The sequence below is a fragment of the Halobacteriovorax sp. GB3 genome (assembly GCF_028649655.1).
Taxonomy (GTDB): Bacteria; Bdellovibrionota; Bacteriovoracia; order Bacteriovoracales; family Bacteriovoracaceae; genus BSW11-IV.
In genome coordinates this window covers 1424143-1436898 of sequence record NZ_JAQSLN010000003.1, presented here as the reverse complement: position 1 = coordinate 1436898, position 12756 = coordinate 1424143, and the positions used below count along the sequence as shown (strand labels likewise).

At 37.0% G+C, this 12756-nt stretch carries 13 protein-coding genes; 9 read left to right on the top strand and 4 right to left on the bottom strand.

The window, feature by feature from the left end; translation table 11 throughout:
* The first annotated feature begins 5 nt into the window (after positions 1 to 5).
* The 8 genes from HBN50_RS13335 (at position 6) to HBN50_RS13300 (ending at position 9764) form a co-directional block, all read left to right on the top strand.
* Positions 6 to 1169 carry a DUF3108 domain-containing protein gene (locus HBN50_RS13335; protein ID WP_273870770.1) on the top strand — a complete coding sequence of 388 codons (1164 nt, stop codon included), beginning with the start codon at positions 6 to 8 and terminating at the stop codon, positions 1167 to 1169.
* Positions 1169 to 2326, top strand: coding sequence for a glycosyltransferase family 4 protein (locus HBN50_RS13330; protein WP_273870768.1), 1158 nt, complete (start codon positions 1169 to 1171; stop codon positions 2324 to 2326). The genes HBN50_RS13335 and HBN50_RS13330 overlap by 1 nt, the downstream gene beginning before the upstream one ends.
* A 171-nt stretch (positions 2327 to 2497) precedes the next feature.
* A complete protein-coding gene (locus HBN50_RS13325) occupies positions 2498 to 4222 on the top strand; it encodes a 30S ribosomal protein S1 (RefSeq protein WP_273870766.1) in 1725 nt (574 codons plus the stop codon).
* A gap of 128 nt (positions 4223 to 4350) precedes the next feature.
* The gene (locus HBN50_RS13320) at positions 4351 to 4749 is read left to right on the top strand and encodes a response regulator (RefSeq protein WP_273870765.1); all 399 of its coding nucleotides are present in this window, start codon (positions 4351 to 4353) and stop codon (positions 4747 to 4749) included.
* Positions 4750 to 4763: 14 nt separating this feature from the next.
* A complete protein-coding gene (locus tag HBN50_RS13315; RefSeq protein WP_273870764.1) occupies positions 4764 to 5162 on the top strand; it encodes a response regulator in 399 nt (132 codons plus the stop codon).
* Between the two features lie 144 nt (positions 5163 to 5306).
* Positions 5307 to 7910 carry an ATP-binding protein gene (locus tag HBN50_RS13310; RefSeq protein ID WP_273870763.1) on the top strand — a complete coding sequence of 868 codons (2604 nt, stop codon included), beginning with the start codon at positions 5307 to 5309 and terminating at the stop codon, positions 7908 to 7910.
* A gap of 128 nt (positions 7911 to 8038) precedes the next feature.
* On the top strand, positions 8039 to 8911 hold the full coding sequence (locus tag HBN50_RS13305) for a trypsin-like serine peptidase (RefSeq protein ID WP_273870761.1): 873 nt from the start codon (positions 8039 to 8041) through the stop codon (positions 8909 to 8911).
* Positions 8912 to 9044: 133 nt separating this feature from the next.
* Positions 9045 to 9764, top strand: a complete 720-nt coding sequence (locus HBN50_RS13300) for a type II secretion system protein (RefSeq protein WP_273870759.1) — start codon at positions 9045 to 9047, stop codon at positions 9762 to 9764.
* On the opposite strand, the gene HBN50_RS13295 is transcribed toward HBN50_RS13300, so the two are convergent.
* Together HBN50_RS13295 and HBN50_RS13290 are read right to left on the bottom strand one after the other, a co-directional pair.
* A complete protein-coding gene (locus HBN50_RS13295) occupies positions 9758 to 10072 on the bottom strand; it encodes a hypothetical protein (protein ID WP_273870757.1) in 315 nt (104 codons plus the stop codon). The genes HBN50_RS13300 and HBN50_RS13295 overlap by 7 nt on opposite strands.
* The gene (locus HBN50_RS13290) at positions 10069 to 10359 is read right to left on the bottom strand and encodes a hypothetical protein (protein WP_273870754.1); all 291 of its coding nucleotides are present in this window, start codon (positions 10357 to 10359) and stop codon (positions 10069 to 10071) included. Before HBN50_RS13290 ends, HBN50_RS13295 begins: the two co-directional genes overlap by 4 nt.
* A 113-nt stretch (positions 10360 to 10472) precedes the next feature.
* Between HBN50_RS13290 and HBN50_RS13285 the strand changes: the two genes are divergently transcribed.
* Complete coding sequence (locus HBN50_RS13285; RefSeq protein WP_273870753.1) at positions 10473 to 10820, top strand: hypothetical protein; 348 nt, start codon at positions 10473 to 10475, stop codon at positions 10818 to 10820.
* 96 nt (positions 10821 to 10916) lie between these two features.
* Here the strand turns inward: HBN50_RS13285 and HBN50_RS13280 are convergent, their stop codons facing one another.
* Both HBN50_RS13280 and HBN50_RS13275 read right to left on the bottom strand, forming a co-directional pair.
* Positions 10917 to 11330 carry a hypothetical protein gene (locus HBN50_RS13280; protein WP_273870752.1) on the bottom strand — a complete coding sequence of 138 codons (414 nt, stop codon included), beginning with the start codon at positions 11328 to 11330 and terminating at the stop codon, positions 10917 to 10919.
* Complete coding sequence (locus HBN50_RS13275; protein ID WP_273870749.1) at positions 11327 to 12730, bottom strand: hypothetical protein; 1404 nt, start codon at positions 12728 to 12730, stop codon at positions 11327 to 11329. The genes HBN50_RS13280 and HBN50_RS13275 overlap by 4 nt, the downstream gene beginning before the upstream one ends.
* Positions 12731 to 12756: the final 26 nt, after the last annotated feature.

The following is a 12756-nucleotide window of genomic DNA, read 5'->3' as shown; positions in this document are numbered from 1 at the left end:
TGATAATGGGACAATTGTTGAGAAAAAAACTCCCTTTTCTATCTATTGCATTTTCAGTCTTCCTATTGTCTTCTTGTGCGACAAAAGATGATCGTCTATTTGATGAAAATGAGAAACAAGCTAATGATCTCGTTGAGGTTTTTAAACTCGATGAAAAGAATTTTAATAAATTCAAAGTTACAAAAATAGCGAAGAAAAAAACTGTAGCTCAATCAAAAGTTGAAGAGAAAAAAGAAACAGCTCTAAAAAATACTCCTAAAAAAAAGATCAATAAAAAGGTTAAATCTAAACCTGTGCCTGAACAGAAAAAGGTGAGCGAAACTCTTCCAGCAATAAAACAAGAGAACGTTCAAAAAGACTTATCAGTTGTTAAGACAAATCCAAATTTCATTTACCCTGATGACTATCCTGAGATCTATAAAGATTATGATAGGGAATCAAAGAAAACATGGAAAAAGAGATCTCCTCTTTTTTATGAAGGAGAAGAGTTCACAATTGCTGTTCGTTACTTAGGAATTACGGCGGGCCATATTAAGCTCCAATCTCGCGGGCGAGTGATGCTTGGAGATAAAGAAGCCTATCATGTGAAGGGAATCCTTAAGTCCGCAAGCTTTTATGAATATGTCTACAAATTGGAAGATACTGTCGAGACGTTTATGGCAACGGACAACCTTATTCCTCTTAAGTACACGCTCTTTCAAAGAGAGAGCGGTCAAAATGTTGATGATCTCCAAGTCTTTGATCAGGATAAGCTTAAAACTTATTTCTGGTATAAAAGAGTAAAAGATGGAAAAATTAAAAAGAGAGAAAAGAATGAATATATCCCAAGATATTTTCAAGACTCGTTTTCAGCTCTCTACTTCGCTCGAGGCCTACCTCTGAAGATAGGAGATGAGTATCGCTTTCCTGTCGTTACAAGGGCCAAGCTTTGGATGCTCAAGATGAAAGTCGACAAAAGAGAGTCGATTGTCGTCAATGGAAAAAAATATGATGCTTTAAAAATTAAAGCTGAGACGAGATTTCCTGGAGTTCTAAAGAAAAAGGGCGATATTATCTTTTGGTACTCAGCTGATGAGACAAGAAAGTTATTAAAGTTCGAAGCGAAAGTTAAAATAGGTGCCATCGAAGGTGAGCTTATTAATTATAAAACAGGGGATAAGATCGAGTAATGCAAATCGATATCTATAAAGACCAACAAAATATTCTCTATGTTTGCCCAAGTAAGTATTGGGGAACAAGAGAACGTATGGCCTTAAAAGATATTAAAATTGCTCGTGATGTTGGTCACAATGTCTTTCTCTACTGTTTGCGCGATTCTTCTTTACACGAACATGCTAAGAGAGAGAATATTCATTGCTTTTTTCATCAGGGAAAGAACCGTATTAAATTTCGTCATTGGTATCGATTAGGAGAGTTGAGATCAATTATTAAGAAGTTTGATGTTAATATTGTTCATTGTTACAACTTGAACTATCTTTGGCCTCTTAGTTACTTTCTAAGAAAAGAAAAATATAAATCCCTCATATTAACTCTTAATCGAGATTTAAAAAGCTTCTATTTAAATTTCTATTTTCGTCCCTTAGTTTCTCGCATTGATCTCGTTTTCTTACCAATGAAAGAGATGCTTGAAAGTGTTCGTGGTCATTTAAACATCCCTCCTATGAAAATGGAGTTTATAGGCCTGGGTCTTAAAGTAGATCGAAAGGTTGAGCTTGAAAAATCGAAAGAGTGTTGGGATATCGGGTTATTTGTTGGTGGACATGAAGAAGATGCGAGCAATATCATGCCCGTTCTTCGTTGCTTAAACTCCCTTGTTCATGGACCTTTTTCTGAGCGAAATTTTAAGCTTCACCTTCTTTCAGATAAAAAGTGGATGGAGTTTGTGATTTTCTCGGAAGTCGATAAGTTTATAACTGAGAATAATTTAGAGGATCATGTCGAATTTCAAAGAGCAGAGAGTGTAGAAGAGTATCAAAAGAATCTACACTTGTGGATTGCCGTCAACCCAAGTGAAGCTCTTGAAGATTACACGATGACTGCACTTGTAAATAAAGTTCCTGTGGTCACTCCTCGAAACCCTTCTAGTATGGAAATGATTCGCCAGCTTGGAAGAGTCGGAAAAACTTATAAGTCCGGCGATGCGAGAGATCTTAAAAATTGTTGCGTTGAAGTTCTTTCTAAAAGTAACCAATATTGCCAGAACTTGACTTTTGTTCGCGAGCAAATTGAGAGAATGTTTGGCGGTAAGACCTACAAAAATCAAATACTTAGTCTGTATGAGAAGTCCTTGAATAAACGTCTTCGACTCTACCCTGTAAAACGATAATTTCTCCAAATTTTTCCTGTACGTGCGCGGAATTTTTAGGTATTCTGCGCGTCAAGTTTTTAAAAAATTCTGCGATGCCTCAGTAGGGGATAAGTGGACTCGGTTTTACCGGGAAAATAAAAAGAGTGGATTCTAGGGGTGGAGCCCTGGTTTTCATGAAAGAGGTGCTATATGGCAAATACATTTGAAACTCCAAAATGGATGCAAGACTACGAAGTAGTTTTCGGTGAAGACGTTGAAACAAAAGAAGCGACGGAATTCGGAAAACTTCTAGCTGAGCAAAAAGAAGAGAATTTTACTGAAGGTGAAGTTTTCAAAGGTAAAGTTGTTCGTATCGGTCAAGACTATGTAATGGTTGACATCGGATACAAGCAAGAAGGTCTAGTTCACGTTAAGGAATTCCTTAACTATGACGGGACTCTTAAAATCTCTGAAGGCGATGAAATCGAAGTTTACCTAGAGAAACTTGAATCACGTCTTGGAAACCTTGTTCTTTCTAAGGACAAAGCTGAGATCCTTAAAGCTTGGGATAAAATTTCTGAAGCTTGTGAAAAAGGAACTCCAGTTGAAGGTACAGTTGTTGCTAAGGTTAAAGGTGGTCTATCGGTAGATATCGGTGTTAAGGCTTTCCTTCCTGGTTCACAAATTGACCTAAGACCAACAAGATACCTAGACAAGTACATCGGTAAAAAGATGGAATTCAAGGTTATCAAGTTCAACAAGAAAAGAGGGAACATCGTTCTTTCTAGAAGAGCTATCCTTCAAGAGGAGAGAGGAAAACTTAGAGGTGAAATCCTTTCTCAAATTCAAGAAGGTATGGTTGTTAAAGGGATCGTTAAAAACATCACTGACTACGGTGCATTCATCGACCTTGGTGGTATTGATGGTCTTCTTCACATTACTGATATGTCTTGGGGACGTGTTAAGCATCCTTCAAGCCTACTTGCTATCGGTGATGAAATTGAAGTTAAAATCCTTAAGTTTGATCAAGAAAAAGAAAGAGTTTCTCTTGGTCTTAAGCAGGTTCAACCGAACCCTTGGGAAAAAGCTAAGGAAAAATACACTGCTGGTACTAAAGTTAAAGGTGAAATCGTTTCTGTTAAAGATTACGGTGTATTCATTGAGCTTGACGATGGTATCGAAGGTCTTATCCACGTTTCTGAAATGTCTTGGACAGGGAAAATTAAAAACCCAGCTAAGCACTTCAACGTTGGTGAGTCTATTGAAGCACAAGTTCTTGACGTTGATGTTGAGAACAAGAGAATCTCTCTTGGTCTTAAGCAACTACAAGACAACCCTTGGAATGCTATCGAATCTAAGTATAGCGTAGGTTCTAAAGCTACTGGTAAGATCAAATCTATCGTAGAATTTGGAATGTTCGTTGACCTAGGTGAAGAAGTAGACGCTCTAATTCACGTTTCTGATATTTCTTGGACAAAGAAAAACGTTAATCTTAACGAAGAGTTCAAAGAAGGTCAGGACGTTGAAGCAATGGTTCTTTCTGTTGATAAAGATAACGCTAAATTCTGTCTTGGAATTAAGCAACTTCAAGAAGATCCATGGAAAAAGATCGAAACTAGACTTCCAGTTGGAACAGTTGTTGAAGCAGAAGTTGTTCGTGTAACTGACTTTGGTGCTTTCGTAGAACTAGAAACAGGAATCGAAGGTCTAATCCACATTTCTGAGCTTTCTGAAGAAAGAGTTGAAAAGCCAGAAGACGTTGTTAAGAGAGGAGACGCGGTTAAAGCTATGGTTATCTCTATTGATAAAGATGCCAAGAAAATCGCTCTTTCTATCAAGTCTGCTGCTACAGCTGCTGCTAACGGTTCATACTCACATGAGCCAGTTAAAACAGCAACTCTTGCTGACAAGCTTAAAGGTTTCTCTGTAGAATAAGAAATACCTTAAATTTTCTTAAATATGGGCCTCCCTTTCGGGAGGCCTTTTTTGTTTTTCTTAAGTCGTTGTCTTTCGGTGATGTGCTAAACTAAATAAAAAGCATTAGATAAGGACAGCGTGTTTTTATGGTTAAGTTTATAGGGATCGTCGATGACGATGCTGAAATATTGGAAGTCTATTCAGTAATGCTTCAGGGGCTATCATTGAAGTATGGCTATGAAGTTAAGACGTTTTTACGCTCTATGGACTTCATTAAGTTTGTTGAATCTCTAAGAGAAGAAGTTTCTGATGCTGTCTTGTTGGCCGATATCAATATGCCAGGAATGGATGGGTTATCTCTCTTAGATTACTGTCATAGTAATCACCCAAATATAAAAGTCATCATGCAAACGGGAATGAACGAGCCTAATTATGTACGTAAGGCCTTTCAATCTGGAGCCAGTGATTACTTTATTAAGCCAATTGATTTTCGAGCTCTCATATCAAGAATAGAAAATAAAATAGAAAAAGAATGTTTTCACTAGAGTGAGGCGTGATTATGGAAAATGTAGTTGCAATCATCGATGATGAAGAAGATATTTTAACCATCTACCAAGTAATGCTCGGTACGACAGCAACGAAACTCGGTATTAGGATTGAAACATTTTTATCCGCAAAAGAATTTATTAATTATCTATCATCAAATTATGATAAATTTGTCACCCTCATCATTCTCTCTGATATAAATATGCCTGAGATGGATGGCTTTTCACTTCTTCAGTATATGAATGAAAATTATCCTCAGTTTAAAATCATTATGCAATCAGCTTATACAGATGAATCTTATATTTCAAAAGCACTAGAAAAGGGAGCGAGTGACTACTTAACTAAGCCCATTGATTTTAATGCTCTTAAAGTTCGTTTAGAAGAAGAGTTTCGGCATGAGAATCATTCGTGATGCACTAATCATCATTGGACTTATCGCTTCGTTTTTTCCCTTCTTTGCGAAAGGGCTTTTTAGTAACATCAATGTTCTTTATACCTATTTTTCATTTTCCTTCTTTTTCATTGTCATTAGTAATTTTTTAGACCGAGGTGATCGATGATTTTTGCGCTGATCATCTCTCTTGCCCTTTACACTCTTATTCTTTGGGCGGTTGGAAAAACTCTTCCACGCTATATTGAGAAAGGAGTGAAGGGATTAAGTAGTGCCATTTATGTCTTGGGCTATGGAGCATATTGTACGACTTGGACATACTATGGTTCACTCGAAGGAGTGCAAAATAATGGACTTTTTTATTTTGCAGTGTATGTCGGCCCGATTTTATCTTCCTTTCTCTGGAAGACGATTCTCTATAGAATTGTAGAGTTAAAGAGAAGTTATGAGATCACGAATATAACGGATTTAATTAACGTCATTTATAGAAGAAGCGAAAAGACAGTTGTCTTTGTTACATGCTTTCTTTTTATCGGTATGCTGCCTTATATAAGTGTTCAAATGAAAGCAGTGAACTCTTCAATACGTTTTTTCTCAAATACTGAAGGGCCTCTTCTTTTTGGAATTGATTTATTTGTATTGTGTTCTTTCATTTTCTTTACCCTGTTTTTTGGAAATAAGAAATTAGCAGATAAGTCCGATCAATATGGACTTTCAACAATTATTGCAGTGGAAAGTCTAGTTAAGCTTATTGGAATGTGTTTAGTTGGTGTCGTTGTTCTTTATTTTCTCCTTTTTGATCAAGAAAAATCAGTCGTCATGGATCGTCTTTTTCATGATGACCCTGTTTTTGGTTCAGAGGTCTTTTTTAGTAAAACAAATAAATGGATCTATACTATCTTTGTTTCTGCCTTTGCTTTTCTCTTTCTTCCAAGGCAATTTCACGTCAGTATTCTCGAGTTAAAAAAGAAATCTGACATCGTTAAAGCTACTCAGTATGTCCCTTTATATTTGATTATTATGACTGTTTTTATTATTCCGATTAGTCTTTATGGTGCGAGCTTTTTGCAAAATGTCCAAGCGAGTAATTTTTCATTAGGGATACCTGAGTCTTTGGGACTTCATTGGCTTTCAATTATTATTTTCTTAGGAGGCTACTCTGCAGCTTCAGGAATGGTTGTTTTAGAGGTAACTTCACTTACATCCATGATTACAAATAATCTCATTATTCCTTTTGCTCAAAGAAAGAGAATGGAAGATATTTTTAAAAAGCTTTACTTTATAAAGCAAGTTACGGCCGTCGTCCTCATGATTTTGGCCTTTCTTTATTTTGAATTTGTCGCTAAAAATTTTCCAATTATTGCTACTGGTATGGTCTCATTCTGTTGTATCTTTCAACTTGCACCATCCTTTTTGGGCGGACTTTTTTGGAAGGGAGCCCATCGTTTAGGGATGAAAATTTCAATTTATTCTGGTGCGATACTATGGTTCTATACTCTTTTTCTTCCTGGGATTATCGAGTCATTTTCTCCTTCTTCACCTTTCATTCATCATGGTCCATTTGGAATTGAATTGTTAAAACCTTATGCTTTATTTGGGGTTGAAGAGTTCGATAAAATTGGTCACAACTTCTTTTGGACAATGGCAATCAATCTACCTTGCTTTTTTTATTTTTCTAAGCTTGGAAGAAGATTAGAGGAATCTAATTTCGTTGAACAAGAGATCATCTCTGAATCTCTTTCAACAGTTCGTTTTTTAGAACAGTATTCAAAATCTTTAAAAAGATTCTTAGATAAAGAGCAAGCGGGCATTAAAACAGAAGAGATTAAAAGAAAATTTGCAATTGAGGATAAAGTTGGAGTGGAGGACTTTTGCGACCTTGTTAGTTATTGTGAATCCTATTTAAGTCAATTAGTCGGTTCAATTTCGGCCGAAAGAGAAGTTCAAACAATCCTTTCTGAAAGACAGAAAACAGCGATGGAAAAGGCCAAAAGATATATGAATGATCGTAATGTCATGGCCAGAGAAAAGTTGTCTGGTCTAAGAGTTCTTGCATCAGGAATGGCCCATGAATTAAATAATCCAATCAATATACTCGATACTTCTACACAAGCGCTTCTTATGAAATTAGAAGAGTTAAAAAAGATGAAGGCTGAAGGCGTAGGAAAAAGTGAAATTTTTGACCTTATGGATGAATTGGAAGCTCTTTCAAGTGTTGTTCGAAATGGGAGTCGGCGAACGGCAGATGTCCTATCGACAATCCTCTCAAAAACAGAATGTTCAAATCTCATCGTCGAACAAGAGAATATTGAAAAGCTCATTAAATCAAGTTTTGAAGAGGCCAAAGAAAGAGAAAGGCTTACTATCAATGTGAATTTCACAATTCATTGTGCATTGTCTTCATTTATACCTTGCTCAAAGAGAGATTTAACCAAGGCCTTTGAAGAGATCTTTTCAAACTCCTTTTATGGAATTCTAGAAAAAGCAAAAGAAGATCCTATCTTCAAAGCAACAATTCATGTCTCCATCGATCAAGTCCGTTCTTTAGCTCGAATTGAGATTTCTGATAACGGGGTAGGGGTTAAGGAAGGGGAGCTTCCTATGATGGATTTACCATTCTTTACAAAGCGTCCTACAGGCAAGGGGAATGTCGGACTTGGTCTAACAATGGTTCATGATATTATTCATGCCCATTCAGGTGATATGAAAATAAAATCTAAAAGAGACGGAGGTCTTTCCGTCGTTTTAACCCTTCCATTAGTAAGATAAATCTCTTTCTTACATCTACTTACAAACCAATGTAACTTTTACATTCTCTCCTGACGGTTGAATGAAGATCTTACATATTACTCCTGTTCGCAAAAACTGTGAATTGTGAACAAGTAGAGGGAGGAAGAATGTTGAAAAAAGTTATTTTAGGAGCAGTGGCATTAACGACGGCCTTAAGTTCTTACGGAACAGGAAAAGTTATTTATGGCGAAGATGATCGTTATGACCTTTCTGAAATCCTAGATCAAAGAGTTGTAGATTTCGCTAAAGCAAGTGCAACTCAAATTGATAAAAGATATATGCTAAATGTTGGTGAGCAAACTAGGCTCATCTATGCCTCTCTTGAAAGAGTTATGGGCGTTTGTCCTGATGAGAGATTTGCTAAGCAAAACTCGATCGGTCGCTGTTCAGGTTTCCTTGTTGGTGATGATGTTCTTGTCACAGCAGGTCACTGTGTTCAGGGACTAGACTGTTCAACATACTCTTGGGTATTTGACTACGATAATGAAGAGGCCGCAGATAATACTGTTCCATCTTCAAGTGTATACAATTGTAAAGAAGTTCTCACATCTGTTCTTGAGCCACTTACTAAGAAAGACTATGCAGTTGTAAAATTGGATAGAAAAGTAACAGGAAGAACTCCGTTAAAGTTTAGAAAGACAGGAAAGCCAAGCAAGTTTGAGCCACTAACAATTATTGGTAGCCCAAGCGGTCTTTTAACGAAAGTTACAACTAATGCTTACGTTGTTGATAACTCTCACCCTGAGTTTTTTAGAACAAATGCTGATACTTTCGGTGGAAACTCTGGTTCGGCCGTTTTAAATACTCAAACAGGTCTTGTAGAGGGAATTCTGGTAAGAGGAGCTAAAGACTATGTTTGGGATCCAATCGCTCAGTGTCGCCGCGTGAACGTGTGTGACCAATTTAATCCGATGAACGGATGTTATGGAGAGAGCGTGTCTAGAATTCCTAACGTACGACTAAATCAATACCTTAAGTAATTTGGGGAAATTACTTGGGTACTATTTGAGCAACACCATACAACTTAAACCCTCCGGATGGAGGGTTTTCTTTTTTCTGCCTCTTTTAAAAAATCTCTGACTCCACTAAAATATTTCACCATGTGGAGGAATAATGAATAAGAAAGGATTTTCACTTATTGAAATGATGATGGTCTTAGGGATCATGGGCGTCGTTGCGACTGGCTTTATTACTTTCATGAAAACGCAAAATAAAGGTCAGCAAACTCTCGCGGCACAGGGTGAAAGTCATATTCTTGTTAGTGAAATGAGAACCTATTTAGGAAAGTACAATGTGTGCGCTAATACTTTGGTTGGAAAAACATTACGTAGTGAAGGACTTAAGATTCAGGAGATCCTTCGACCAAGTGGAAAAGTGAAATATAAAGTAGGTGATGTTCTTGCTCAGGGAAAATTAAAGATTAATGGGCTGTCATTAGAAAAATATGTAGAAGACACGGTGGACGGTCTTCAAGGTAGAGCGGCACTAATTGTTTCTATTGAGAGATTGGGTGATGTGTATGGAAATAAAGTCGTTCAAAAAGAGATTAATCTCGATATTGTTATTGATGCTAGTAGAAGAATAACTTCTTGTTACCCCGCCGCCCTCATTGCACAACCTGGAGCTATTAATAATATTGAATTAGGAAGTGATCAGAAAAAATTGATGGAGCAAGTTCTTGGGAACTCCCTTCCTACAGCAAATACTAAAGACGAGTCCCAGATCAATGATGGCGATGTAGAAAAAGAATTACAGCGTTTTAAAGGTCTCATGAATGGTCTTCAGGAGATGATTAAAAAACAGAATAAGCAACTCGAATCTGGGGATTACTGATCTTTATTTTCTTCTCTTAGGTAAGAAGGGATCAAGTCGATATCAAATTCCTTAGCGAGTTTTACCATTGCAGGAATGGTTACTGGGGCAAAAGGAAGGACTGCTAAGACTCCTAGGCCAATTGTTTTAAGAAAGCTTTTAAATTGAACATTGGCCTTGCTCATTTCTTCTTTACTTGCCTCTCCTTGTGAATAGCGCAAGTAGGTACGAATCATTTGAGAGTTTTCTTTTGTCTCATGCTGAAGAGCTCTTTTGATTAAACGCAAATAGCTTTTAATTTTTAATTCGAGCCTTTGTGGAATTTTCATTGCTCTAGATCTGTATCAGGTAGACAGACGGCACAACCCAAACCTTCTGTAATATCATGGCTTTTGATTTCGTCATCGATAGCCTTTTTAAGAGAGTCGATAGACTCTTTTGAAGCACTCAAAGCTGTCGCTAATGTTTCTGGGCAAGAGGGTGATTCAATTTTCACATCGATTCCCATGGCCTCCATTTGTTCAGCGTAGTCATAGGCCTTGTCTCTTTGCTCCATTGTGCATGAGAAAAGAACCTCTCCTGAAGTAATTTCAATAACTTTTACTGTTTGAGCCATTTTTCCACCTATTTTTTAATGATATACTGAATCCCACTAGCTTTTCCTAGTGAATTTGTGGGAAAAAGTATATTACTTAAATTGAAGGTTAACATTTTTGCTAGAGTGATAAAATGAAAAAAATCTATTTCATCGATCAAGAGAAATTTGTTCAAGATACAATTTCAAGCCTGTGTAAGAGGGCCGAAATTGAATGCTACAGCACAGATAATGGAGAAAATAGTCTCTATATTATTAGTGACTTTGCTCCTTCGGTTCTCGTTGTTTCACAATCGGCCGTCGAATCTCATAAAGATGAGTTTTTAAAAACGATGTTGGATGATTCTGTTTCGCAGATTCCTGTCGTAGTCATTCTTAATGAAGGAGAGCAGCTTGATAAGGATTTAGAAAAGCGATCTAGCAAAGTTCTGACGAGACCAATTGTCATTTCGACATTCTTAAAAGATATAGGGATTGAATAATGGATAAGGAATTACTCTTTATTCTTGGTGGCCTAGGTCTAACATTTATTGTTTTTGCTCTAGGTACTTATTTATCTTTAGCTGATATTCTTTAAGTTAGGGGAGCTTTATCGTCCAGATTTCATCGTAATTAGAATCTGAGACGTAGAGAATGTTCTCTTTTATTTGCCATTGTGGTTGCTCAAAACTCATTTTCATTACTGATCTATAGGCAAGGGGATAATCTCCCAAAAATTTCTTTGTTTTTGTATTGTAAACGATGGCCCTGATCATTGATATTGGTGCTGATGTCCCAGCTGTTCCTGCATTATAAATAAGTTTAACAATATCACCACGTAAGATTTCGACTTGTTGAAATTCTGGTCCTCCTCCTACATCTCTTAACTGATAATAATGTTCTTTATCTTCTTTGCTTGTAAGAAGAAAAAATCCATCTTTGTCTTGGATGTACCAATCGTTAGCGAGTGTCTGGAAACTAATAAGAAAACATAGAGTGAATAGTAATTTCATCTTGAAGCTCCTGACTTAATTTTATCAGCTCTTTCCTTATAAGGAGAGTAGGCAAAACCCCAACGAATATTTGCATAGAGGTTGTGGCGCTTACGCTTTCTCCCAACTGGATAATTGTCAACGCGAGCGAGGAAAGGTTTTTTTCCACGAGACCACTTGGCCCATGTTACATACTCTCTATGATAATGATAAACGTTATCAATTTGCGGGTCTGGAGAGTAGCGAGCATCTTGAAACTTAACGTAAGAGCGAATAGCTGCCTGTGTGTAAGGGTTTTTCGCAGATGCCGCAACAGCATCTCTCCACTGAGGTGCTCCCGGGTCATACATTGAAAATTGTGCTTTTTGTAAGGCCACATCTAAATCTGTTGCTTCTTCATGTCCCTTTTTTCTCGCATCATTTCTTCTATTTCTTATGACTTTCATAACGATCATCATTTCTTCATCGGGAGGAGTTAAAATTCCGGCCTCCCCAAAAGCCGTTAATGTCATGGCCGCAAATTCCTGTTCTTTTGGATTAAGTTTTAAAAACATATTTGTAAGAACCGAAACGCGTTTTGATTTTTTTAATTTTCTTCTATCATCGAGACCTGTGATGGCCTTTTTAATAGACTCTGAACATGTTGTTAATTCTTTCATGTCATCCAAAGAGAGGTCTTCTTTAGCTAAGCTCAAACATCCTGGCAGCCATTTCATTCCAAGATCGTCTTCGTCTTGTTTCTCTTCTTCAACAGGAACTTCTTCTTTGGCCTCAACAATATCTTGCTGCTCACATGACTTTAAAAAACTGGTTAGACTATCACTTGTAATAATCTCTTGAAGCTTATCTAGTCTTCGCGCTGTTTGTTTTACGATGTAATAATGTGAACCATCTGTATTTCTTTTAATAGGAACTCGGTAAGAGATATTTGGACCACCGGTATCGTTAGAAGTATCGAGAAGATATTCTCCGCTTTTGATCTTGTCCCAAATTTTGTCTTCACTTTCTTTATTACTTGATTGTTGTCCAATTTTTCTTAGATTATTCGTTTGTTTAAAAAAGTCGTGGAAGCCACGAGAAGATGGGTTAACATTATTTCCGTCTCTATCAAAGAGACTAAAGACTCTTCTTCTTTCACTTTTGTGATAATAGATCCAACCTGTTCTTCCCTTATTTGGGCCTGAAGTAATTTTGATTTTCATCCCAACACCACTTCGTTTATTGGTGTCAACTTCAAGAATATCGGCCCTAACTCCAGGAGTGAGATAACCAATGATATAGCTTTGCCCACCGAAGTAGCTCTTAGATCTCAATGTGACATTGCGATCGATTTTAAGTGAACGAGGAATTTGAAGAGTGCTCGCAAAGATACCCATGCTCAGTAGAGTCATACAAATCAATGGAAATAACCGTCTAAGCACTTTCGTAACCTTCGTTAAGAAAAGAT